Consider the following 22,681-nt stretch of genomic DNA (forward strand, 5'->3'; position numbering starts at 1 on the left):
AGCAGAGAAAGATAACAGCCCTTTTTTACGGCGTTCGGCGACCGTTCAGCCGATCGCGCTCAGATCCCCGTACACCGTCCGGCCCTCCAGGAAGGTGGCGAGCACCGTGATTTCGGCCAGCTCGGTTGGCTCGACTTCGAGGGGATTCGCCGACAGCACAACAAGATCCGCGTAGGCGCCGGGGAAGATGGACCCGATGTGATCTTCGCTGAACAGCTGCCACGCGGCGTTGACCGTGTGGGCGCGCACGGCGGCGTCCACGGGGATCCGCTCCTGAGGCGCGACTACGCGGCCGCTGGGCGAAAGTCTGGTGACGGCGTCGTGCATGTTCCGTAGCGGATTGGCGGGGGTGACGGGTCCGTCGTTGTGGAAGGTGAACCGCTGTCCGGCAGCGAGTGCAGATCCTGCTGCGGCCCAAACGGATCCGTGTTCGGGGCCGAACAGGTCATCCACCAGAACGTCACCCCAGTAGTGCAGGTGGTCGATGAAGATGCTGACCGTGACGCCCAGTTCCGCTGCGCGGACGAACTGATCCGGACGCATCGCGCCGACGTGTTCGAGACGCAACCGGTGATCGGGCCGGGGGTGCTCCCTCAGAAGTTGCTCCCACGCGTCGAGAACCATGGTGATCGCGTCGTCGCCGTGGGCGTGGCATGCCATCTGCCACCCGTTGGCGAAGTAGGCGGAACTGATGTCGTGGATCTGTTCGCCGGTGTAGTTGGCGTGCCCGTGTTTGCAGGCGATCCCGAGCGCGCGGGTGGCTTCGGTATCGAGATACGGGAAGCTGGTCGCGATGTTGCCGACCCACGGCGAACCGTCGGACCAGACCTTGATGCCGATCTGGCGCACCAGGTCGTTTCCGTCGCCCGGCGACGCCTCGGTAGTGCGTGCGTCGTTGGACATTTCGTAGAGCCGCAGGCGGGTGGTGAGCAGTCCGGCGTCGGCTATCGCTGCCAGGGCGGGCCGCATCTTGGGGTCGAACGACAATTCGGCGATGGTGGTGATTCCGGCGGCGTTCAGTCGGGCGCATTCGGCCGCCACCAGTGCGGGGAAGTCGTCACCGATGGTGACTGCGTGGCCCGCGACTGCGAACACCGCAGGCATTTCGTACGCGGCTCCGTCGAGTGCGCCCGTCGCGTCGTGGCCGTACGATCCGCCGATCGGATCGGGGGTATCGCGGGTGATCCCGGCCTGCACTGCTGCCGCCGTGTTGAAATACGCGACGTGACCCGAGTTGTGCATGATCACGAGGGGGTGCTCCGGCGCGACGGAGTCCAGCCAGTCGATGGTCGGGTCGGGTAGGCCCTTCTGCAGCAACGGGTCCCAACCATTCAGAGAAGCACCGGCAGCACCTCGCGAACGAACAGTGTCGACGACGGCAGCAACTACGGCATCCGCCTCGGCGATCGTGACGGGCCGGATGTCGACGACGTCAGGCCCGAGCACGATCGCTTCTTCGAGGGGGTGACCGTGCGGCTCGATGAACCCCGGCAGAACAGTGGCACCTCCGACGTCGACGACGCGGGTATCCGGCCCCACCAGTTCCTCGACGTCCGTGCGCGCGCCGACGGCCGTGATCCGGCCGCCCGTCACGGCGAGCGCCTGGGCGCGTGGTGATTCCTCGTGCATGGTCACGATGTCGCCGTACAGAACCAGATCAGCAGCCATGGTCAGTCCTTATCGGTTGTCCGCGTACGCCTGTAGGTGTGCCACCTGCTCGGGATCGAGTGAGGGACGTACCTTCTCACGGGCGGTTGCCACGTCCGCGGCCGTCACGTCGGCCGCGTCCATGCTCCGACGCATGGCGGCGAGTGCAGCCTCACGCAGGAGAGCCGAGCAGTCTGCTGCCGAGTATCCCTCGAGATCGACGGCCAGAATGTCCAAATCGACATCTTCGGCCAGCGGTACCGACTTGCCGGAAGCACGCAGAATCGCTTTGCGAGCCTCCGCATCCGGCGGCGGTACGAATACGAGTCGTTCGAGTCTGCCGGGCCGCAGGAGGGCTGGGTCGATCAGATCCGGTCGGTTGGTGGCGCCCAACACCACGACGTCGCGTAGCGGCTCGACGCCGTCGAGTTCGGTCAGCAACGCGGCCACGACGCGATCCGACACCCCGGAGTCGGAGCTTTGACCACGACGCGGGGCAAGGGCGTCGATCTCGTCGAGGAAGATCAGCGAGGGCGCCGAATCGCGTGCGCGCTGGAACAACTCGCGTACGGCCTTTTCGGAGGCGCCGACCCACTTGTCCATCAGCTCTGCGCCTTTCACAGCGTGGACGCTGAGGTGACCTGAGCTGGCAAGGGCGCGAACGAGATACGTCTTGCCGCAGCCGGGAGGGCCGTAGAGGAGCACACCGCGAGGCGGGTCGACACCGAGGCGTGCGAAGGAGTCGGGGTGCTGCAGCGGCCACAGAACTGCTTCGGTGAGCGCCTGTTTGGTTTCGACCATGTCGCCGACGTCGTCGAGGGTGACGCTGCCGATCGAGAGTTCTTCGGTGCTCGAACGGGAAAGTGGCCGAATCACTTCGAGGGCACCGACAAGATCTTCCTGCGTGATCTCCGGAGAGTCACCGGATTTGGAGGCCCGCGTCGCCGCTCGCAAAGCGGCTTCACGGCAGAGCGCCGCGAGGTCGGCGACCACGAATCCGGGTGCGCGCGAGGCGATGGCGTCGAGTTCGAGAGTCCCGGTGGGCACGCGGCGGAGCAGGAGCTCGAGCAACGCCTTGCGAGTTGCGCCGTCCGGCAGGGTAAGTGCGAGTTCCCGGTCGCAGAGATCCTGGCCGCGAAGGCGCGCGTCGACGGTCTCCGGATGGGCGGAGGTCGCGACGAATGCCACGCCCGGGGTGGCGACGGCGCTGCGCAGTTGTTCGAGGATCAGTGCGGACACCGGTTCCGCGGTGTCCGGAAGCAGAGCGTCGATGTCACTGATCAGCAGTACACCACCGCCGCGCACGGCAGCAACGGCGTCGACGATTCGCTGCAGGCGGGTATTCGCCTCGGTGGCACCGACTCCCGGGCCGTCGAGTTCGACCAGTTTGCGCGAGGACAGGACCGAGCGGGCCAACGTGGCTTTGCCCACGCCGGCGGGGCCCGTGATGAGGACGCCGAGGTGCGGGGAGGCGCCGAGCGTACGGAGCAGTTCTGGTTCGTCGAGTGCCAGGCCGAGCCACTCGGTCAGCTTGGCCGCCTGCGCCTGCGCGCCGACGAGGTGATCCAGCGGGACCGATGGCGCGGGTTCGATCGCGACTGTCGCGGGACTGGAGACAAGCGCACTCGGTGTCAGCGCACCCGCTGAACCGGAACCCCAGTTGACCGCCGAATTCGGCTGGACGCTGACCGGACCACCGGCAGGTTCGACGGCCGTTACGGTGAGCAGTTCGGATGTCCACGCGACGCCGAAGGTGCGGGAAAGTGCTTGGGTGGCTTCGGAAGTACTTGTACCCGGGCCGAGATCGCGGGGGAGGAGCGAGACCGTGTCGCCGACGCTGACGACCTTGCCCAGAAGGGCTTGTCGCAGAACCGTCGAGCTGATCGAATTTGTCGCCATGGACGAGCCGGTGACGGAGACGGATCGCGCTCCGTACACCGTCACCGGACCGACCACGACGGAAGAGTTCTCGGTCAAGCCGACGTTCGACATGGTGACGTCGTCGAGAAGGATCGTGCCTGCCGGGGTTCCGGTGGGCGCACGGCCCGCGACGGTCGCGGTGCCGCGGGCTCCCATGAGTGCGATGGCATCCCATTCGCGGATGCCCAACGCCGCCAACGCTTCGGGGTGCAAGCGCACGACCCCGCGGCGTAGGTCGGCGGCAGAGGTGTTGAGTCGAACGGTGAGGGCGAGTTCCGGCGAAGTCACCTCTCGAGAGTACGTCGTGGACTAGCGGGGTCGCCGCAATCCGAGACGAGCGGCCGAGCGGCGGCCACCGACGTTGGGTTGGCGTCGGATCGCGCGGCGTTCGGAAGGTTTGATGTCCCAGGTTTCGGGACGTGCTGCCACCCACCGCTTGGAATGCACGGCAAACGGGATGTGCACCAGGTAGATCGCGATGAGAACGATCAGCAGGATGTACGGGTAGGTGATGAGTGCGGCTGCAGCCAACGTCACCAGGACGAGCAGGCCGGCCGCCATGTGCGGCGGCACGGATACCGACTTCATCGCCAGCGTCGGGATGCGGCTGACGATCAGTGCAGCCGAGAAGAGCGTCCACACGATGACGACGAAGTGCGAAGACCACCAGCCGTCACCCCACTGAGCCGTCGCGGCCAGGGGAGTGAGGGCGATGAGTGCGCCGGCCGGAGCCGGAACGCCGACGAAGTACTCACGTGCGTACGCGGGGACGTCGTCGTCGTCGAGCAGAGTGTTGAAACGTGCGAGTCGCAACACGATGCTGACCGCGTAGATCAACGCGATGATCCAGCCGATGCTGGTGCCGTCCAGCAAGGTCACGTACAGGACCAGGGCCGGGGCGACGCCGAAGGAGATGGAGTCGGCCAGTGAGTCGAGTTCGGCGCCGATCTTGCTGGTGGCGTCGAGCAGTCGCGCGATGCGGCCGTCGAGTGAATCGAGGACGGCAGCGGCGCCGATCATCGCGAGCGAGGTACCGGGTTGTCCGTCGAGAGCGAATTTGACGGCGGACAGCCCGGCGCACAGCGCCAGGATGGTGATGACGGACGGCAGCAACCGCACCGCCTGGGTGCGTTTGGGCATCTTCGCGCCGGGTTGGGCTGCTCCCGGCTTCTTCACGGCTGACTTCATCTTCGGCGTCTTCACGGCAGTTGCGCGATAACTGTTTCAGCACCGATCGTGCGTTGTCCCGGCTCGACCAGGAGTGTGGTTCCGGCGGGGAAATAGGTGTCGACGCGTGAGCCGAAACGGATCAGTCCGTACGTGTCGCCGATCGGCAGGACGTCACCGACACCGGCGTAGCAGACGATGCGGCGTGCAAGCAGTCCCGCGATCTGGACAACCGCAACGTCGTGACCATCGGCGGTTTCGATCAGCATGCTGTTGCGCTCGTTGACCTCGCTGGCGTCGGCGAGATCTGCGGAGAGGAACTTGCCTGCCTGGTGAACGACCTCTTTGACCGTTCCACCGACAGGGCTGCGCTGGACATGCACGTCGAGAACCGACAGGAAGATGCTGACGCGCGGGCGCGGCTCGCTTCCGAGATTGAGCTCGGCGGGCGGAACGGCGTTGTCGACCAACGCCACCTCGCCGTCGGCGGGTGCGACGACGACGCCGATGCGGTTGGGCGGCACCCGGTGCGGGTGACGGAAGAACGTGGCGCATGCGGCGGCGGTGGTCAGACCGGCTCGGCGCACCCACTTACGGTTGCGGCCCAGAGCTGCAACTCCCAGCGGGGCCAGCACGAACGGCAGGCCGGCGGGATGAAGTGGCGGAATCGCATGGCGAACCAGATCGACGATATGTCCGATCCCGGTGGGTTGCGGGGTTCCGGGGGGTGTGGGTCGGCGTGCCACAGGCTCCTCTAACTACTCGGTAGGTCTTCTGCTGGTCGCACTGACAGTACGGGGTGGTAGAGCATCCATAGATTACGTGAACGCCTTCTCTCCTACAGGCTGTAGTGGCATCAAGTACGAGTAGTACCCGACACAGTCGCCGGTGCGTATCGCCAGCGGGAGCGTCGCACCGCTTACTCGGATCACCAGTTGCCGCCCCGGTTGGGCTGCGGCGGCGTCGCGCAGTCGCTGCCGGTCGACCAGTACTCGGAACTTCTCACGGGGATCCGTTCCGCCCGGATCCACCCGGGCACCACCGTCTTCGCCGACGCTGACGACGGCACTGTCCTCGGTGCCGTTGAGCAGGGCGGCAAGGTGGTCGCCGCTCAGTTCGACGGCGTTGTGGTGCTCGCGCAGGATTCGGTGATCGGGGAACTCTCCGTCCTCGATCAGGGGGCTGGACACCTCACCTCCCGGATACGACGCAGTCACCGTGCGCGCGGAGAAAGTCAGCGTCACGACGCCGGCGACATCGCGTAACAATCGCGCGAAGAGCACGGGAACGACAGCGGACACCGTCAGAGCGGAGTGAACTTTCACCTCGGCGACTGCGAGCCGGAACTGATCAGTGGTGACAAACGCAGCGACGCCGTCGTGAATGTCGAGGTGGACGCCGCGAAGTATCGGGAACTCCGATTCCTCGTTCACTGCGAACAGCACGGCGTCGAGTGCGCGTCGTAGATCCCACGAGTCGATGTCCACGCCGCCGGAGGCAGGTAGCGAATCGATCAGCCGGTGAATTCGCCCCAGTTCGGCGCGGGCGTCGGCGAGACCGTCCTCGAGGTTGCGCAGATGGACGTCCAGGCACGAATGGGGTTCCGGCCCGGTCAGGACGGCCATCATGTCGCGGATCGGAACACCGACGCGTCGCATACCGGCGATCACACGTGCGTTGCGGAGCTGGTCGTCGGTGTACCAGCGGTAACCGGTGTGCGGATCGACGGAATGCGGGACAAGCACGCCTTCCTTGTCGTAGAACCGCAGGGCGCTGATCGGGAGCGCCGACGCCCTGGACATCTCGCCGATCGTCAGGAGGGCGGAACTAGTGGTCACGGATCAATTCTGCACGCAGTCGCTCGATGGCGCCCCTGATCATCCGGCCGTAACCGTCGTCGGCGAGTGTGCCGACCGACGCCTCGGCCTTCGTCAGATGCTCGACGGCCTCGGTGTCTCGTCCGAGTTTGCGGTAGTCGGCAGCAAGGTTGAGGTGCAGCGACGGATAGAAACCGGCGACCTGCAGCGATGCGTGGTGTTCCTGGGCTCGCGCGTCGGTCAACGAATCGGCAGCGTCGAGGGCGCGCAGGTCCCAGCAGAGCTCCTGAGCCGGATCGTCTTGAACGTCGGCCATGTAGTGCGCGAGGGAGACGATGTGGAGCGTATCGGGGGCGGCGCTGATCTCTTCCCACACCTTCTCGAACGCAGAGCGAGCCCCGGCTCGATCGCCGGAGCTCGCCAATTCTTGTGCCTGCGCTATCTGTGTCATCACGGGATCCATGGAACGGATCCTGATGCCTCGACCAGGTCGAGGGTCAAGCAGAGGTGCGTGCAGCCGCCTCGGCCTCGCTCTTCACACGCTTCAAGGTGGCATTCATGCCTTCGACGAGCTCGACCTCGAAGTCGGCGTTTCCGCCCAGGACGGTCTTGACGAGGAACTGCGAGACCTTCGACGTTCCGGTGGGAGCCTCGCGACGCTCGGTCACTTTGGTGCCGGTAGCGGTCGGCTCGAGTTCGTAGGACCAGATCGTGCGGTTCTCCGCGATGCGGAACGCCACCGACTTGTTGGGTTCGAAACGAACGACCTTCGACGACGTCGGCCAGACCAGCAGGCCCTTGCGGTTGACGTTGATCGTCTTGGCACCCTCACGCACGGTCCCGCCGATCACCTTCATCACCTTGCACTGGGGGCTCCATTCGCCCATGCGCTGCAGGTCGGCGACGATTGCCCACACGTCCTGCGGTGATGCGTCGATGTCGATGCTTGCTTCGAGGGTGTTGGACACAGTCTCTCCAGTCGAGTTGATGCTACGTAAAGTTACAAACACTTTTGTCGATCGTAAGCGATCCGTCAATGGACCATGTGTGTCAGGTCACTGTACGGCCGTCCAACAGGGTCGTGCGGGAACACGCGCGGTGGTAGCGGACAATGGTTCGCGCACGTATGACGATCCATCCGACTGGAGTACCGAGAAGTGAACAGCGACGCCGCGACGCAGGATGGCCTCAAGCGAGGGCTGACAGCGCGCCATATCCGCTTCATCGCCCTCGGATCAGCCATCGGAACCGGACTGTTCTACGGCAGCGCCGAGGCCATCAAACGAGCCGGCCCGTCGGTGCTCCTGGCCTACCTGATCGGCGGTATCGCGGTCTACCTGGTGTTGCGAGCGCTCGGCGAGATGGCGGTCCGTAACCCGGTTTCCGGTTCGTTCAGCGAGTACGCGAACAAGCACCTCGGACCACTCGCCGGTTTCATGACCGGGTGGACGTACACGTTCGAGATGGTGATCGTGTGCCTTGCCGACGTCACCGCCTTCGGCCTGTACATGCAATTCTGGTTCCCGGACGTACCGAGATGGATCTGGGTTCTGGCTGTGGTCTTCTTCATCGGCGCGATAAACCTGTTGAGCGTCAAGGTTTTCGGCGAACTGGAATTCTGGTTCACGCTCGTGAAAATCACCGCCATCATCGCGATGATCGCCGGCGGCATCGCGATCATCGTGTTCGGATTCGGCGTTCACGACACCGATGCCGGAATCAGCCACCTCTGGTCGGACGGCGGGTTCTTCGCGACGGGCTTCGGCGGATTCGTCGCGTGTTTCGCGATCGTCATGTTCGCGTTCGGTGGCACCGAGATCATCGGTATCACCGCGGGCGAAGCCGAGGATCCGGCGCAGACCATCAGGAAAGCCGTCAACACGGTCCCGGTGCGCATCATTCTCTTCTACATCTGCACCCTCGCCGTCATCATGGCGATCATTCCGTGGCAGACCATCAACTCCGACAACAGCCCGTTCGTCCAGATCTTCGAGAACCTCGGATTGGGAACGGCCGCATCGATCCTCAACATCGTTGTCATCACCGCGGCCCTGTCCGCCATCAACAGCGACGTTTTCGGTGCGGGTCGCATGATGTTCGGGATGTCGCACGCCGGCCAGGCTCCACAGGTGATGAAGAGAGTCTCCGCCAACGGTGTTCCGTGGATGACCGTTGTCATCATGACCGTTGCCCTGTTGGTGGGAGTCCTGCTCAACTACCTGATCCCGGACCAGGTGTTCCTCGTCATCGCCTCGCTGGCGACCTTCGCCACCATTTTCGTCTGGATCATGATCCTGCTCTCGCAGTTCCGTTCCCGCGCTCAGATGAGTGCAGACGAAACAGCGGCACTGAAGTTTCCAGTGCCGCTGTGGCCGTACGGTCAGATCTTCGCGATCGTGTTCCTGGCTTTTGTCATCGTGTTGCTCGGCGTCATCGCCGATACCCGAGTTGCTTTGCTCGTCGGTGCCGGATGGCTGGTTCTGCTGACGGGCGCGTACTACAAGTGGGTGAAACCGGCTGTCAGCGCAGCGGATCGAAGTGGCGCATGACGGTCGGCGTCTGAGCGCCGGTCATCGAGTCGGCCACCATCTTTCCGGTCAACGGACCCAGGGCGATTCCCCACATTCCGTGACCACCGGCGACGTGCACCCGCGGCGACTTCGTGGCTCCGATCAACGGCAAGCCGTCGGTAGTGCACGGTCGTGATCCCACCCATTCCTCTTCCCGCGCAGTCCAGTCGATGCCGCTGAGCATCGGCTTGGCCGCATCGATGATCGCCTGCACGCGGCGCGGATCCAGCGGCGCGTCAGGGCTGCGGAATTCCATCATTCCGGCCACTCGGAAGCGATCGTGCAACGGAGTGCATGCGACGCGCTGGGTGGGGAAATACACAGGGTTCTTGGGGAGGTGCTCGGGCTTGACACTGAAGCTGTATCCGCGTCCGGCCTGCACCAGTTTGCGCACACCGAACGGTGCTGCGAGCTTGTTCAAGCGGGCACCGCTCGAGATGACCACGGCGTCACCGTCGCGTGAATCACCGTGTGCACTGCGAACAGTGACTCCGCCGACCCGATCGTCGATCTGCGTGACGTCGAAACCGCTGACGATTTCTCCACCACGTTCACGAACCGCGTCCGCCAACGAGTTCACGAACAACGGGGGATCGATGAAACGCTGATTACGCAGACGCAAACCGGCTTTCACACCCTGACCGAGTGAAGGCTCGAGCGAATGAATCGCGTCGTAGTCGAGGAGGTCGAAGTCGACCTCGCCGCCCGCGGCCTCGACGTGATGGAACTCGTCCACCAAGGTCTGTCGGTCCTTCTCGGACGCAAACGCGGCGAGGAAGGGATCGGCCAGGCGCGTCAGCTCTTTGACGCCACCGTCGGCGAGTTCGTCGTACGCGCCCAAGGCTGTTCGGTTGACCTCGGTGTAGACCGACATCGCTTCCTGCCACTTCGACGGCGTGCAGTGGCGCGCGAACCCGACCAGGAACCGAATCAGCTTCAGATCGGTGGTCAGTGGCACGTACACCGGGGACGACGGGCTGAGCATCGCGCGCAAGCCGTATTGGAGCACTGCGGGTTCGGGCAGCGGAAGCGTCAATGCGGGGGCAAGCCAACCGGCGTTGCCCCAGCTCGCGTCGGCTGCGACGCCGTCGCGATCGACGACGGTGACCTCGACTCCACGTTCCTGCAAGAACCAGGCCGTCGACAATCCGACAACACCCGCACCGACCACGACCACACGATCGGGGCTCTGACGAGTTCCCATGACGCACTCCTTCTACAGACTCTGCTCGAACCGAGACGCCGGTCACATCCGGCTCTTCTCTCAAGCATGAATCGCGGAGGCGGCAAAAGGACTGGCCGTTCGGCCATCGTCGGAGTCGGCTCGTTGTGGATTCGCACAACGCGCCGCCACGCCTGCTCAGCGAGCGAGTTTGAACTGCAGCATCAGAATCAAGCGGGTGTCGGCGTCGGTCAGGTCGACGGCGCACATCTCCTTGCCTCGACGCAGGCGGTTGCGGAGCGTGTTGGGGTGAACATGCAGTGCGGCAGAAGAATTCGCCACGTCACCGCCGTGCTCGAGAAAGGCCTTTGCCGTCGCGACCAGATCGCTGCCGTGCTGAGAGTCGTGACGTTCGAGGCTTCCGAGCGGCGTGGCGTCGCCGAGTCCGTCGATGATGTCGGCGACGTGCAGGGCGAGAACGGAGGCCAACGTGTCCCTCATTCCCGCGACGGTTCCGCCGGACCGGCCATGACGAAGCGCTCCGAGAACATGGTCGGTGTCCGAGCGCGAAAGATGTGATTCGCTTGCAGACTTCACTGTCCGACCGACGGCCACTGCCAGGAATTCGCGGCCACGGGCGCGGGTGAGGAAGTCGGCGGACAATCGGCGAGCGTTGGTCTCGTCGGTCGCGATGACAAGGTAGATGGTCTCGGACAGTTGAGCGGCAACGGCGTCGACGGCCAGAGTGTCGAGGTACAAGCTCAAGGACGCGACCAACCCCGCCGGCAGTGGTCCCGCTACGGTTCCGACGGCGACGACGGTGAGCGGGCCTGCCAACCGCAAGTCGTCTGCGGCGCGGAATGCGGGTTCGCCACCGCCGATCAGAGCTTGGACGCGCTGGGATTGGCGACGGCGTGTGCTGTCGACCCGGTCACGCTCCGAGGCGATTCTCTCGGCCACGACGGATACCGCGGAACGAAGTATCGATTCCTGTGTGGGCGTCGGTGTTCCGGCGAGTGCGACCCAGATCGAGCCGACGGGGTGATCGTTCTCGCGAACTGCGATGACCAGTCGCGGCGTGATCGCAGGGTCTTCGAGGTCGACGTAGATTGGGTCGCTCTCTCGGTGGAGGCGATCGAATACTCCTGCATCGGAGAGTAATTGGCGGAATCGACTGGGTACCTGCCGGCCGAGGATCGTGCCGATGCGAGCTTCGTCCACGGCCTGCTCGCCGCCGGAGTACGCGAGGACAGTCGAGTTCTCGTCCTCGATCGTGACGGGAGCGCCGAGCAATTCGGCCAGAGAACCGGCAACGGAGAAGAGGTCGTCGTCGCGCAGGTCCATGGGTGGGAGCCTACTGAGCGATCGACGGATTTCGGGTTACGACGCCTCGGCAGGACCTCGATGGCGAATATAGGCTGGTGCAATGGCCGACATCGAAGGTGTTCTGTTCGATATCGACGGAGTCCTGCTCACGTCCTGGCAGCCGATCGAGGGAGCAGGGGAAGCGGTACGCGAAGTTCGGCGGCGCGGATTGGCCTGTGGGTTTCTGACCAACACAACCTCGCGCAGTTCGACGCTCATCGCGCAGGGATTGTGCGATGCGGGTATCGAGGTCGAGGCGAGCCAGATAGTGACCGCCGCCAGGCTCACGGGGGAGTACGTGCGGGCGACGTACCCGGACGCGCGGGCATGGGTCCTCAATCACGGTGACGTGTCTGCCGATCTCGAGGGAATCGAATTCGACGACGCCGATCCGGAGGTCGTGATTCTCGGCGGCGCCGGCCCGGAGTTCACTCACGAGGCGCTGAGCCGAGTGCTCGAACTTCTGCTCGCCGGTGTGCCCGTCGTCGCGATGCACCGCGGCATGATGTGGGAGACCGTAGACGGCCTTCGGATCGATACAGGAACGTACTTGCCGGGCTTCGAGGAAGTGGCAGGTGTAAATATCGCCGCAGTGGGTAAACCGTCTCTCACGGGGTTCCTGACAGCCACGGAGCTGATGCATGTCGAACCGGAGGCGACGGTGATGGTCGGCGACGATCTGATCGGGGACGTCCTTTCCTCCCAACGAGTCGGCTTGACCGGAGTTCTGGTGCGCACAGGCAAGTTTCGGCAAACAGTGCTCGACCTGTCGGTTCAGAAGCCTGATCATGTCATCGATTCGGTCGCGGATCTTCCGGCCCTTCTCGGGGTCGTCCTCGAGGCTTGACCAGGCGGGGGTGACGGACTTCACTCGAGCGGGTACTCTCGCGCCCGAATCCAATGAACTTGTTCCACGAAGGAGTTTTCTATGCCCTTGATCTCGTCAGTCTGGTTCCGTCGCTCATCCTCTCGAGTCAGCGGAATTTCCAGTAGTCGGTTGGGGGGCCGCCTGGCGAGAACAGGGGCTGTGATGACTGTAGGTATGGGGCTCGCCGCCGGGCTGGCGCTGACCGGTGCGGGAGCTGCTTCGGCAGCCCCCGTCACGTGTGTCTCGCCGCCGTCGGCCAATGACATCCAGGTCTCCGGGACCGCGAGCTGCGGCGCGCAGTCCGTCGGAGCCGGCCGTTCGCAGGCCGGTGCTGCCGAGAGCGGTACCGCCGTGAGCGTCGCCGCCGACAACGGGTACTCCAATTCATATGCAAACGGCTTCGGAACCGCGCTGGGGGCTTCTCGCGGTAACGGTCAGGCGCAGGCATTTGCGCTCGGCGGCGGGATCGCGCGGGCCGGGGCGGCTGACGGCAACGTCACCTTCGCCATCGCCGGTTACGGAGCGGGCGCTACGGCCGATGCCAACGGCGTCGACTGCGTCGGAGTGCTCTCGTTTGCGGTCAATTTGAGTAACGGACAGTTCTGCATCGCGGGCTGAGGCTCAACCTTGCACTCGGCACGCTCGAGTGCTAAAAATGCAGTTGGCACTCGCGAACCGTGAGTGCCAGGTCGAGGCAGTGAGACCGGGAACCATAGACACCCCCGGTCGTCCGTCGCGGGCACTGACTAGACCACAGGCGTAGATGGGTGACCAGGCAAATCGGTCGCCCGTGTAACGAGGTGACTGGTCAAACGGTCGCCTTGTGCCGATGAGGTGACCCGACGAGCGGTCACCTTGTGTGTCACCCCCTATCCGGAGGATCACTTCGCAATGGCAAAGATCATCGCGTTCGACGAAGAGGCACGTCGTGGCCTCGAGCGAGGCCTCAACGCCCTCGCCGACGCTGTCAAGGTGACGTTGGGCCCCAAGGGTCGCAACGTCGTTCTCGAAAAGAAGTGGGGCGCCCCCACGATCACCAACGATGGTGTTTCCATCGCCAAGGAGATCGAACTCGACGACCCGTACGAGAAGATCGGCGCCGAGCTCGTCAAGGAGGTCGCCAAGAAGACTGACGACGTCGCTGGCGACGGCACCACCACCGCTACCGTTCTCGCACAGGCTCTGGTCCGTGAAGGCCTGCGCAACGTCGCAGCCGGCGCGAACCCGCTCGGCCTCAAGCGCGGCATCGAGAAGGCTGTCGAGGCTGTCACAGCTCGCCTGCTCGAGACCGCCAAGGAGATCGACACCAAGGAGCAGATCGCTGCTACCGCCGGTATTTCCGCCGGCGACCCGTCCATCGGTGAGCTCATCGCCGAGGCTATGGACAAGGTCGGCAAGGAAGGCGTCATCACGGTCGAGGAGTCCAACACCTTCGGCCTGCAGCTCGAGCTCACCGAGGGCATGCGCTTCGACAAGGGCTACATCTCGGCGTACTTCGCCACCGATGCAGAGCGTCAGGAAGCCGTCCTCGAAGACGCGTACATCCTGCTCGTCAGCTCCAAGATCTCCACGGTCAAGGACCTGCTGCCCCTGCTGGAGAAGGTCATCCAGTCCGGCAAGCCGCTCCTGATCATCGCCGAGGACGTCGAGGGCGAAGCTCTCTCCACCCTCGTGGTCAACAAGATCCGTGGCACCTTCAAGTCTGTTGCCGTCAAGGCTCCCGGCTTCGGTGACCGTCGTAAGGCTCAGCTCGCCGACATCGCCATCCTCACCGGTGGCGAGGTCATCAGCGAAGAGGTCGGACTCTCCTTGGAGACCGCAGGCCTCGAGCTCCTCGGCCAGGCACGCAAGGTCGTCATCACCAAGGACGAGACCACCATCGTCGAGGGTGCCGGCGACGCCGACGCAATCGCCGGTCGTGTCAGCCAGATCCGCGCCGAGATCGAGAACAGCGATTCGGATTACGACCGTGAGAAGCTGCAGGAACGTCTGGCCAAGCTGGCCGGCGGCGTTGCAGTCATCAAGGCCGGCGCTGCTACCGAGGTTGAGCTCAAGGAGCGCAAGCACCGCATCGAAGATGCAGTGCGTAACGCAAAGGCAGCCGTCGAAGAGGGCATCGTCGCCGGTGGTGGCGTTGCACTTCTCCAGGCAGCTCCCGCACTGGACGACCTCAAGCTCGAAGGTGACGAGGCAACCGGCGCGAACATCGTTCGCGTTGCACTGTCCGCTCCGCTCAAGCAGATCGCATTCAACGCAGGCCTCGAGCCCGGCGTTGTTGCGGACAAGGTCTCCAACCTGCCCGCAGGTCACGGCCTCAACGCTGCGACCAACGAGTACGGCGACCTGCTCGCTGCAGGCATCAACGACCCGGTCAAGGTCACCCGCTCGGCACTGCAGAACGCAGCGTCCATCGCGGCTCTGTTCCTGACGACCGAAGCCGTTGTCGCTGACAAGCCCGAGAAGGCCGGAGCGCCTGCAGGCGATCCGACCGGCGGCATGGGCGGCATGGACTTCTGAGTCCATCTCCACCTAGCTCCTAGAGCCCGGCCCACCATTCGGTGGGCCGGGCTTTTGCTTGTCTGGAGATGAATGTGGGCATTTTTGTCCACTGCTGCGACGCGATCGCGGTTTCCCGTTGCACGCTCGATGCTGTGTGCGTTTACGCCCGCGCTTACGCCCGGTTGTGTCGGCGTCTTCGGACCACTGTGATGATTTCGTCCGCCACAGCGTCGAGATGGGCCATCGCGGTGGCGGCGGAGTAACGCAACACCATCCATCCGTCGAGAACGAGTGCGTTCTGACGCCGTCGATCGTTGTTGAAAGTTGCGGGGTCGGTGTGGAATTCGCGCCCGTCGATCTCCACGATCACCCGGGCTCGCGTGTCGACCAGGTCGCCGAAGTAGGGTCCGACCCGAGCGTTGATCTCCAGATGGACGTTGCGCGCAGTCAGCGCACGGGCGACTGCTCGCTCCGGTTCCGAACGAGTGAGCGGGCAACAGGTGCGGAGTTGTTCGCGTACGGCGGGGATCCCGTGCCTGCCGCGGCTCGCATCACACAGTTGAGCTATCGACTTCCACGGCACTCGGGTCGATACCGCCGCGTCGAAGAAGGCCTCGAGTTCGGGCCGTGGCAACGTGGTCGCGACGTCGATGAAGCACTGCTCGATCGGCACGATCGGTAAACCCATCCACTCATCCGACGAGACTCCAGTTCGTCGGTGAAGCCGTACCCACTGCGGACTGCCTGCTCGGACGCTGGGAGCCACGGTGGCCTCGACGAAGCGTGGTTCCTCCGGCAGGAGATCCCACAGCCAGGCCGCGCTGGTATGGCTGAGGACGGCCTCGGGCTTCCACAGTGTGACCGCGACGCAACGCTCGAAGTATCCAGGTTCTTCGGTGGAGTACACCGACGGCAGGATTCGATGGAGTCGCCCTGATCGCGTGGAACGGGAGATCGAACTGCTCGAAGTGCCCTGCTGGAGCAACTGGTTTCTCGTGACAACTTCCACGTATGCACTGTGGCGGCAAGCGCCTGACGGCGCGGATTCAGAAGCCACTTTGTGGATGGCCGCGTGTGTGTGGACAACCTCACGGCGTAACGCGTGTATCGAGAAGGTGGGGAACGAGAAGCTTCATCTATCCGAACGTTGAAGGGTGTTTGATATTTCCGTCCCGATTGTTCGCGTCCGCTAACCTGTGAAGTGCGGATACCGCTAGTTCTTTTGGTGGATAATTCTGTTCTGAATACCCTCAAGTACTAAGCCTTTCGGACGACGTGCATTCCGGTTGCTATTCCATTTTGAACGATTTTCAGGCGTCTTGGACGCTAGACCTGCGAATATGGAACAGGTTTCAGGTCCATCTGAAATTCTTGGGCAAAAGGCACCCAAACCGGATCCTATTGGACTACCTTGATGTCAGTCACAGCCGCGGAAGTGGGCACCCACCCCGGAGGGTCTCGGTTTCATAGTTCGACTGGGATTCTTTAATTGCTGCTTGGACCGGTTCTTTGTGGGCTGCATCAAGCATTCCAATGTAAATGTTCCGTGAGTATTCGCGGCCAATCGAAAGCGTGGGATTCAATATGATCGTCATGTTCCTGCAGACAACGGCGGCATTGTTCACCGACCTGCTGGGTAACGTCTGGTCCGGTTCGCTCATGCCGGGAATCGACGGGGTCACCGGATCGTTGGTTTCGGCAATCGACCTCAGTTGACGGAACCTGCAAGTTCTTCTTCCAATGTTATTGATGACAGGAGCGAATGATGGATCTGGGATCGATTGCGGATGTTCTCGAGGGCGAGGCCGGGGGGTTGATCAAAAACATTCTCGGGATGGCTTTGTTTACCCCGTTTATCGCCTCGGTTGACTTCGGGTGGCTCCCGAACGTCGACTGAGAAGTGAATTGCTTTACCCAGTGAACGAAATCAATCTCAAGGAGTGTGAAATACGGTGGACACAGCTAGTTTGATAGGTGCGCTCGCAAGCGTTGACGTCGGATCCCTCGTGGATCCACTGTTCTACTTGGTCAAGGTCGTTGACGGAATCTTCGTGTCGATCACCGGAAGCCTCAACATGGGCGGTGCGCTCGGTGAAGCTGCGGCGGGCAGCGTCCAATCGGTCCTCGGCTCCGTAGCCGGCCTGTAGAAGGAGAAGGAGAAAAGATGTTCGATCTCTTCCTGGACTACCTGTCCAAGATCGTCGATTTCGGATCGGTCGATCTCGTGGGCACGTTTGTAAAGTATTTCAACGCGCTGTCGTCTTCCCCCACGCCATAGAAGAACGGAATCGGTCATGCTGCAAACCTATATAACCGGAATGATCACGTGGGTATCGAACATGCTTGGTCTCACTTCCACTGGAAGCAAGATCATCAAGGATCCTCCACAGAAGCCGTGATCACTCCAGCGACTGCACCATATTGTTCGGTTGTCGAGGACATCATCGTAGCGGAGCAGTCAGGCGAACCTGCACAACCTCCACTTGCTTGAAACTTTGGTCCCCGTAGCCTTGTGGCTTCGGGGACCATTGGTTTTGCAATCACCGGATTTATAGTCACAAGCTTTGCACTCAGGCGAATGTGCGGGCAACCAGCCGCGATACAAGGAGTTCAATGGGCGCGTCCAATACGTCAGGCGCAAGGATGGCGCAGCTGAACCCACGCGATGCCGAATTCATCTATCACGAGGGCGCTGGTCACCTGAATCATTTGATCGCTGTGTACTTCTTCGAGACATCGTTGCACCCAAGCGCGGAATTCACGGCAGAACAGGCAGTGGACTGGGTTACCGCACGCCTTGGATGTGATCGTATGTTCACTCAACGAGTCCAACGGACTCCGTTGGGACTGGACCATCCCTACTGGGTGACGGACCCTGACTTCGACGTCCGAAAGCACGTGTACGTCAACAAGATCAGTGACACAGGATGGGCAGCACTGCAAAAGCCGTTGAGCGCGTTGTTGACCACCAAGATGGACCTGCGCCGTCCGCCGTGGGAACTGCACTTCTTCGTAGGTTTGGAGGGACTTGAAGAATTGCCGGGCCGACTGACGGCGGTGGTGCTCAAGTCTCACCACAGTGCAGCTGACGGTATCGCCATCAGGACGTTGGGCGAAACTATCTTTTCGGGCAAGGTGCAGCAGGCTGGGTCCGAACCGTCTGTGCCGTTTGTGCGAGCGAGGATATTCACCAAGTCGCTACTGGGGTTTCCCGGCCGAATATATCGCTTCGCAAGGCAGGTACCAGGCAACCGACGCGCTCAGCGAGATGCTGACGCTGCGAAGAAGGCCGGAGAATGGGTGGAGAGCCTCAACGAGAGGCCTGCAATTCGATTCAACGGCAAGGTGAGTGGAGCTGCCTCACTGGAACCGATGACAATGTCCGGGGAGCAGGTCCGTGAGATCAAGGATTCGGTGCCTGGTGCCACTGTCAACGACGTTCTACTCGCCGTTGTCGGAGGCGCTCTGACGCGTTACCTCACGGAAAAAGATGAAACGCCAAGCGGTTCTTTGATTGCGATGGTTCCTCGCTCGGTACGCAAGGTCGAAGCGTGGGAATCGGCGAATCAGTTGGTGGCTCTGCTGGTGGATATGCACACCCAGGTCAAGTCCCCGTTGGAGAGGTTGGCGCTCATTTCGAGTTCGGCACGGTCGGAGAAGGCGCGTACGTCCCATCCCGCGGTCAGGCGTGCCGGGGCCGCAGTCGAGACCACGCCGGCGCCGTTGATGAGATTGATGGCGTATGCGCGCAAGCAGAACGATCACAGCCTCGATCGACCGCGTTACCAGCACACGATGGTGAGTAACATTCCACTCTCGGTCGAAGGGTTGACGCTTGCCGGCGCTCCGGGCGCGGCTGTGCTTGCAGTGCAAGCGCCCATCGACGGGGATGGGCTGCGGCATTTCATGGTCGCCGCAGCAGGTGGGGGACTGACCCTCAACGTCATCGCGGATACCGCGACCATGCCCGATCTCCACCATTACATCGAACTACTGCGAGCAAGTTTCGATGATTTGGCGGCGGCAGCCGCGATGCAGACTGCGGATTCACCTGACCAAGAGGTTGCCTCCTGATCGATCGGAATCGCAGGCACCTTTTCCGATTGCTGGATCCGGTGATACCCAACGATTCCGGGCAGAACCCCGAGGATCTGCATGTCAGCTCGCTACAATTCGGACATTCGTTCAGCGTCGGAATTGAGGGGCATGCATGATCTTTCGGAACTCGTTGCCAGCCGCGGTATCTCAGATGGGACCGCGAGACGCGGAGTTCGTCTACAACGAGTCCGGCGGACATCTGAGCCACATGGTCTGCGCCTACTTCTTCGACACGACAGGCCATCCGCTCGCAGAGATGACGCACGACGACGCGGTTCGGTGGATCACCGAAAGATTCGGGTACTGGCCACTGTTCACGAGTCGACTCCAGCGAGTTCCGCTGGATCTGGACTATCCCTATTGGGTCCCGGCCGATTTCGACGTCGATGATCACGTGCACGTCCATCGTGCCCCTGTTGCCGGGTGGGCGCCGGTTCGTGAATTGCTCGGGCGCTCGCTCGGGGAGCCGATGGACCTGTCCCGGCCGCCTTGGGAGTTGCACGTCATGACCGGCGTGCACGGGATTGACGAGCTGCCGGGCAATCTGACGCTGATCATGCTCAAGACCCACCACGGGGCCGGTGACGGTCTGGCGATCCGCGATCTGACCAACCTTCTGTTCTCCGGTCCGCCGAAACCGGAGACGAAGCGTGCCGGTTCGGGGCTTTCGTCGCTGGATTTGATCGGGCGCACGGTCGTGGGTCTGCCCGGCCAGGCGATCCGTTTCGGCCGGGGTCTGTCCGTGACAAAGGTTGCGGCCGAGACGGTTCGGGAGGCGGAAGAGGCCGGAGAGCTGCCTACGTACTCGGCCGACCGCCTACCGACCCGATTCAACGGCGTGCTGGGCGGAGACATCACGATCGATTTCCTGACGCTGGACGGCGCAGACATCAAAGCGATCCGAGCGGCCGTTCCGGACGTGACGGTCAACGACATCTTCCTGACCGTGGTCGCCGGTGCTCTCGACGCATACCTGTCGGAAAAGGGCGAGAAGTCGGCCAGTGGGTTGGCGGCGATGGTTCCCCGATCGATGCGGCAGATAGCCGAATGGGAATCGGCCAACCAACTGGCGCTGTTGACGGTCGATCTGCACACGGACGTCGAAGATCCGGTCGAGCGGCTGACACTGATCAGGGATTCGGCGCTGATGGCAAAGGGGCGGAGTTCGCACCCAGCCGTCCGTCGTTACGGCACACGCATCGAAACCTCGCCTGCGGCTCTGCTCAGACTCACCGGTCTCTCGCGTCGGCTCAACAAGCTGGACCCTTCGCACAAGGTCATTCAGAACACGACGATCAGCAATGTCCCGGTATCGGTCGACGGCAATGTTTTCGAAGGTGCGCCGGCGGTGGCAGTTCTCGGCGGGCAGGCGCCGGTCGACGGAGACATTCTGCGCCACTTCCTCATTGCCGCGCGTGGAGGTTCTCTGACGCTCAATGTCATCGTCTCGCGAGAGACGATGCCGGATATCGAGCACTATGTCGAACTGTTGCGGGTGGGGTTCACGACGCTTCTGCAGGCAGTTTCTGACCAAAATCGTGAGGTAGTCGAACGATAAAGAGTAACTTGCGTCGGAACTTGTGGTGAATCGACGATTTGTGTTCGGGAAATTTCTGTCGAATTCGTCCTAATTAAGGTAATTGTCCGTAGTGGTATCGAGTCGTTATCTCGCGGATTAATGTGACTGTCGACACGTCGAGTGTCTACCGCCGGACTGGTTCGATAATCGTCACCGACGGTAAAAAGAATCACCTACGCGAGGAGCTGAACATGGGTTCGTTGATGGATATTCTCGGTGGTCCGAATGGGGACGGTGCACCGATGCAGGCTTTGCTGACAATGCTGCTGGGCTTGGACAATGTCGGTGCAAACCTCTTCGGTTCACTGGCTGACACCGCCGGTGGAATCTTCGGATCTCTCGACACCCTCAGCTTTACGCCGCCTGTCGTTCCCTGAGTTTTCTGATCGGCGTCATTTGCTCGTCCCAAGTGAACCACTGAACATCTAAAGGAGAACGTCATGCTTGAAGGATCTGTCATGGACGCTGCCGGCTCAGTCGGTGCGATCATCGGTCAGGGGTTGGGCAGCGTCAGTGGCCTGGCCGTCAAGGGTCTCGAGGCCCTCGCTGCGCTCAGCGGTGGAGAGTTGAAGGCCGCCAAGTAGATTGTCGATTTCGGGGCCTGCTCGTGTTGGCGCGTAGGCCCCGAAATACCTTTTTGTCGGCGCGTAATTCTCGCCATGTCAATTGCCGGAATTCTCAACCTAACGGCATGAGCATCCAGGCGGCGAGATATACCAAAGCCGCGGTTCCACCCGTGCAAATAGCGGCGATAACCGCGAGTAGACGGACAAGATTTACGTCGGCGCCGAAGTAATCTGCAATTCCGCCGCACACTCCGGCGAACATTTTCTTGTCGTTGGAACGGGTGAAGGGGCGAGGTGTGTTGCTTTCGAATGTCATGCTTCAATTCTGAAGCGAGATGGCGCCGCGCACCATCGGGGACGACCCCCATCTGCACCCTGATCTTTTGAGGCCGCCGTGTCATACCCCGGTAGTTCATCCCAGCTTCACCGAACAGTTGCTGCGGGAGACTAACTTGTCGGCGGTGACCGATTTAGCAGAACGCCGACCGTTCCTCAGCGCCTTCGCGGATCTCTCGACCGCCGTCGATCTGGCCGACACCGCCGCCTTCACCGTCGACGACAATGACGACGACGATCCGGTGCTGCTGACGTCGCCGGACGGTTTCGAGGTCGACACTTGGCGGGAGGGCTACCCGTACGACGCACGGATGCCTCGGGACGAGTACGAAATGTCCAAGCGTCTGCTGCAGATCGAACTCCTCAAGCTGCAGAACTGGTCGAAGGAAACCGGCGCACGGCACGCCATCGTGTTCGAAGGACGCGACGCTGCCGGCAAGGGCGGAACGATCAAACGATTCATGGAGCACCTCAATCCTCGAGGCGCTCGCGTCGTGGCGCTGGAGAAGCCGTCGGCCCGCGAGTCGACGCAGTGGTACTTCCAGCGATATGTCCAGCACCTTCCGGCTGCCGGGGAACTGGTGATGTTCGATCGATCTTGGTACAACCGGGCCGGGGTCGAGCGGGTCATGGGCTTCTGCACCGACGAGGAGCACGAGCGTTTTCTGCGCCAGGTGCCGTTGTTCGAGCAGATGCTCGTCGACGACGGCATCAGCTTGATCAAGTTCTGGTTCTCGGTTTCCCCGCTGGAGCAGCGCACGCGGTTCGCGATCAGACAGGTCGATCCCGTTCGGCAGTGGAAGCTTTCGCCGATGGACATCGCTTCTCTGGACAAGTGGGATGCGTACACGGCGGCGAAGGAAGAGATGATCCGGTTCACCGATACCGACACCGCTCCGTGGACCGTCATCAAGAGCAATGACAAGAAGCGCGCGCGGATAAACGCGATGCGTCACGTGCTCAGTCAGTTCGATTACGACAACAAGGATTACGAGATCGTGGGTACTCCGGATCCGCTGATCGTGGGAAGCCTCGAATAGTCGGCGCGTGTGCTCTGCCCATCCGCGGCGTGGGTGGTTAGTGTGAG

The 22,681-nt window shown here is 62.4% G+C and carries 22 protein-coding genes; 11 read left to right on the forward strand and 11 right to left on the reverse strand.

Annotated features, from left to right (window positions below; translation table 11 throughout):
* Positions 1 to 45: 45 nt before the first annotated feature.
* The 7 genes from V3587_RS13740 to V3587_RS13770 form a co-directional block, all read right to left on the reverse strand.
* Positions 46 to 1,668: an amidohydrolase gene (locus tag V3587_RS13740; protein ID WP_283376788.1), complete on the reverse strand. Its 1,623-nt coding sequence runs from the start codon at positions 1,666 to 1,668 to the stop codon at positions 46 to 48.
* Positions 1,669 to 1,677: 9 nt separating this feature from the next.
* Entirely contained in the window at positions 1,678 to 3,855 is a 2,178-nt protein-coding gene (locus V3587_RS13745) for an AAA family ATPase (protein WP_283376787.1), read from the reverse strand.
* A 21-nt stretch (positions 3,856 to 3,876) separates the two neighbouring features.
* Positions 3,877 to 4,707 (reverse strand): CDP-alcohol phosphatidyltransferase family protein, encoded by an 831-nt coding sequence (locus V3587_RS13750; RefSeq protein ID WP_029254795.1) that lies wholly within the window; start codon positions 4,705 to 4,707, stop codon positions 3,877 to 3,879.
* Positions 4,708 to 4,766: 59 nt separating this feature from the next.
* The gene (locus V3587_RS13755) at positions 4,767 to 5,480 is read right to left on the reverse strand and encodes a phosphatidylserine decarboxylase (RefSeq protein WP_003941540.1); all 714 of its coding nucleotides are present in this window, start codon (positions 5,478 to 5,480) and stop codon (positions 4,767 to 4,769) included.
* A gap of 72 nt (positions 5,481 to 5,552) precedes the next feature.
* A complete protein-coding gene (locus V3587_RS13760) occupies positions 5,553 to 6,572 on the reverse strand; it encodes a DNA polymerase III subunit beta family protein (protein WP_283376786.1) in 1,020 nt (339 codons plus the stop codon).
* Positions 6,562 to 7,014 (reverse strand): hypothetical protein, encoded by a 453-nt coding sequence (locus V3587_RS13765; RefSeq protein WP_235171599.1) that lies wholly within the window; start codon positions 7,012 to 7,014, stop codon positions 6,562 to 6,564. The genes V3587_RS13760 and V3587_RS13765 overlap by 11 nt, the downstream gene beginning before the upstream one ends.
* Positions 7,015 to 7,048: 34 nt before the next feature.
* On the reverse strand, positions 7,049 to 7,519 hold the full coding sequence (locus V3587_RS13770; RefSeq protein WP_003941500.1) for an SRPBCC family protein: 471 nt from the start codon (positions 7,517 to 7,519) through the stop codon (positions 7,049 to 7,051).
* A 189-nt stretch (positions 7,520 to 7,708) separates the two neighbouring features.
* Between V3587_RS13770 and V3587_RS13775 the strand changes: the two genes are divergently transcribed.
* Positions 7,709 to 9,100 carry an amino acid permease gene (locus V3587_RS13775; RefSeq protein WP_116057054.1) on the forward strand — a complete coding sequence of 464 codons (1,392 nt, stop codon included), beginning with the start codon at positions 7,709 to 7,711 and terminating at the stop codon, positions 9,098 to 9,100.
* Here the strand turns inward: V3587_RS13775 and V3587_RS13780 are convergent.
* Both V3587_RS13780 and V3587_RS13785 read right to left on the reverse strand, forming a co-directional pair.
* On the reverse strand, positions 9,072 to 10,325 hold the full coding sequence (locus V3587_RS13780; protein ID WP_007733715.1) for an NAD(P)/FAD-dependent oxidoreductase: 1,254 nt from the start codon (positions 10,323 to 10,325) through the stop codon (positions 9,072 to 9,074). The genes V3587_RS13775 and V3587_RS13780 overlap by 29 nt on opposite strands.
* Before the next feature lie 156 nt (positions 10,326 to 10,481).
* On the reverse strand, positions 10,482 to 11,627 hold the full coding sequence (locus V3587_RS13785; RefSeq protein ID WP_283376785.1) for a PucR family transcriptional regulator: 1,146 nt from the start codon (positions 11,625 to 11,627) through the stop codon (positions 10,482 to 10,484).
* Between the two features lie 82 nt (positions 11,628 to 11,709).
* Here V3587_RS13785 and V3587_RS13790 point away from each other — a divergent pair, with 82 nt between their 5' ends.
* From V3587_RS13790 to groL, 3 genes are all read left to right on the forward strand, one after another.
* Positions 11,710 to 12,495: an HAD-IIA family hydrolase gene (locus tag V3587_RS13790; RefSeq protein ID WP_003941506.1), complete on the forward strand. Its 786-nt coding sequence runs from the start codon at positions 11,710 to 11,712 to the stop codon at positions 12,493 to 12,495.
* An 81-nt stretch (positions 12,496 to 12,576) separates the two neighbouring features.
* Complete coding sequence (locus tag V3587_RS13795; protein WP_124567879.1) at positions 12,577 to 13,134, forward strand: DUF6764 family protein; 558 nt, start codon at positions 12,577 to 12,579, stop codon at positions 13,132 to 13,134.
* 273 nt (positions 13,135 to 13,407) lie between these two features.
* A complete protein-coding gene (gene groL, locus V3587_RS13800) occupies positions 13,408 to 15,033 on the forward strand; it encodes a chaperonin GroEL (protein ID WP_003941476.1) in 1,626 nt (541 codons plus the stop codon).
* A 154-nt stretch (positions 15,034 to 15,187) separates the two neighbouring features.
* Here groL and V3587_RS13805 read toward each other — a convergent pair whose 3' ends face one another.
* A complete protein-coding gene (locus tag V3587_RS13805; protein ID WP_235171601.1) occupies positions 15,188 to 16,024 on the reverse strand; it encodes a DUF559 domain-containing protein in 837 nt (278 codons plus the stop codon).
* Between the two features lie 584 nt (positions 16,025 to 16,608).
* Between V3587_RS13805 and V3587_RS13810 the strand changes: the two genes are divergently transcribed.
* The 6 genes from V3587_RS13810 to V3587_RS13835 all read left to right on the forward strand — a co-directional run bounded on the left by V3587_RS13810 (position 16,609) and on the right by V3587_RS13835 (position 21,276).
* A complete protein-coding gene (locus V3587_RS13810) occupies positions 16,609 to 16,731 on the forward strand; it encodes a hypothetical protein (protein ID WP_257217655.1) in 123 nt (40 codons plus the stop codon).
* 236 nt (positions 16,732 to 16,967) lie between these two features.
* Entirely contained in the window at positions 16,968 to 17,162 is a 195-nt protein-coding gene (locus V3587_RS13815; RefSeq protein ID WP_031331808.1) for a hypothetical protein, read from the forward strand.
* Between the two features lie 466 nt (positions 17,163 to 17,628).
* Complete coding sequence (locus V3587_RS13820) at positions 17,629 to 19,089, forward strand: wax ester/triacylglycerol synthase domain-containing protein (protein ID WP_235171602.1); 1,461 nt, start codon at positions 17,629 to 17,631, stop codon at positions 19,087 to 19,089.
* Positions 19,090 to 19,225: 136 nt separating this feature from the next.
* A complete protein-coding gene (locus V3587_RS13825; protein WP_283376784.1) occupies positions 19,226 to 20,671 on the forward strand; it encodes a wax ester/triacylglycerol synthase domain-containing protein in 1,446 nt (481 codons plus the stop codon).
* Positions 20,672 to 20,883: 212 nt separating this feature from the next.
* Positions 20,884 to 21,069, forward strand: coding sequence for a hypothetical protein (locus V3587_RS13830; protein ID WP_223304379.1), 186 nt, complete (start codon positions 20,884 to 20,886; stop codon positions 21,067 to 21,069).
* Between the two features lie 63 nt (positions 21,070 to 21,132).
* Complete coding sequence (locus V3587_RS13835) at positions 21,133 to 21,276, forward strand: hypothetical protein (RefSeq protein ID WP_003941503.1); 144 nt, start codon at positions 21,133 to 21,135, stop codon at positions 21,274 to 21,276.
* A gap of 94 nt (positions 21,277 to 21,370) precedes the next feature.
* On the opposite strand, the gene V3587_RS13840 is transcribed toward V3587_RS13835, so the two are convergent.
* Entirely contained in the window at positions 21,371 to 21,574 is a 204-nt protein-coding gene (locus tag V3587_RS13840) for a PspC domain-containing protein (RefSeq protein WP_003941534.1), read from the reverse strand.
* 145 nt (positions 21,575 to 21,719) lie between these two features.
* On the opposite strand from V3587_RS13840, the gene ppk2 reads away from it, so the two are divergent.
* Positions 21,720 to 22,634: a polyphosphate kinase 2 gene (gene ppk2, locus V3587_RS13845; protein WP_024487730.1), complete on the forward strand. Its 915-nt coding sequence runs from the start codon at positions 21,720 to 21,722 to the stop codon at positions 22,632 to 22,634.
* Positions 22,635 to 22,681 lie beyond the last annotated feature (47 nt).

Source organism: Rhodococcus sp. IEGM 1306 (genome assembly GCF_036541985.1).
Classification (GTDB): Bacteria; Actinomycetota; Actinomycetes; order Mycobacteriales; family Mycobacteriaceae; genus Rhodococcus_F; species Rhodococcus_F qingshengii.

Excerpts from the sequence above, each read along its gene's own strand:
- V3587_RS13740 (WP_283376788.1), bottom strand. The coding sequence starts at position 1,668 with ATGGCTGCTGATCTGGTTCTGTACGGCGACATCGTGACCATGCACGAG.
- V3587_RS13750 (WP_029254795.1), bottom strand. The coding sequence starts at position 4,707 with ATGCCCAAACGCACCCAGGCGGTGCGGTTGCTGCCGTCCGTCATCACC.
- V3587_RS13765 (WP_235171599.1), bottom strand. The coding sequence starts at position 7,014 with ATGGATCCCGTGATGACACAGATAGCGCAGGCACAAGAATTGGCGAGC.
- V3587_RS13780 (WP_007733715.1), bottom strand. The coding sequence starts at position 10,325 with ATGGGAACTCGTCAGAGCCCCGATCGTGTGGTCGTGGTCGGTGCGGGT.
- V3587_RS13785 (WP_283376785.1), bottom strand. The coding sequence starts at position 11,627 with ATGGACCTGCGCGACGACGACCTCTTCTCCGTTGCCGGTTCTCTGGCC.
- V3587_RS13790 (WP_003941506.1), top strand. The coding sequence starts at position 11,710 with ATGGCCGACATCGAAGGTGTTCTGTTCGATATCGACGGAGTCCTGCTC.
- V3587_RS13795 (WP_124567879.1), top strand. The coding sequence starts at position 12,577 with ATGCCCTTGATCTCGTCAGTCTGGTTCCGTCGCTCATCCTCTCGAGTC.
- groL (WP_003941476.1), top strand. The coding sequence starts at position 13,408 with ATGGCAAAGATCATCGCGTTCGACGAAGAGGCACGTCGTGGCCTCGAG.
- V3587_RS13810 (WP_257217655.1), top strand. The coding sequence starts at position 16,609 with ATGTTCCTGCAGACAACGGCGGCATTGTTCACCGACCTGCTGGGTAAC.
- V3587_RS13820 (WP_235171602.1), top strand. The coding sequence starts at position 17,629 with ATGGGCGCGTCCAATACGTCAGGCGCAAGGATGGCGCAGCTGAACCCA.
- V3587_RS13825 (WP_283376784.1), top strand. The coding sequence starts at position 19,226 with ATGATCTTTCGGAACTCGTTGCCAGCCGCGGTATCTCAGATGGGACCG.
- V3587_RS13830 (WP_223304379.1), top strand. The coding sequence starts at position 20,884 with ATGGGTTCGTTGATGGATATTCTCGGTGGTCCGAATGGGGACGGTGCA.
- V3587_RS13835 (WP_003941503.1), top strand. The coding sequence starts at position 21,133 with ATGCTTGAAGGATCTGTCATGGACGCTGCCGGCTCAGTCGGTGCGATC.
- V3587_RS13840 (WP_003941534.1), bottom strand. The coding sequence starts at position 21,574 with ATGACATTCGAAAGCAACACACCTCGCCCCTTCACCCGTTCCAACGAC.